Genomic DNA, 237 nt, shown 5'->3' with positions numbered 1-237 from the left:
CTGGACGAGATCCCGAAGGGCGCCACCGGCAAGCTGATGCGTATCGGCTTGGCCGAGACGCTCGGCATCAAGGCCTGATGGCGATGAAGATATGCATCTTCGGCGCCGGCGCCATCGGGGGCCTCATGGCGGCCAGGCTCGCCGCCAAGGGCGAGACGGAGGTCCCCGTCATTGCCCGCGGCCCGCATCTCGCCGCCCTGCAGGCCACGGGCCTGAAGCTGGTCAGCGTGGGCGAGG

The 237-nt window shown here is 70.0% G+C and carries 1 protein-coding gene; it reads left to right on the top strand.

Going from position 1 to position 237, the window contains the following annotated elements:
- Positions 1-77: 77 nt before the first annotated feature.
- The coding region (locus AC0IW9_RS31940) for a ketopantoate reductase family protein (RefSeq protein WP_471652295.1) at positions 78-237 on the top strand (160 nt) is incomplete at its 3' end.

The organism is Belnapia sp. AC561 (genome assembly GCF_979252845.1).
This window is presented reverse-complemented; position numbering and strand designations above follow the sequence as displayed.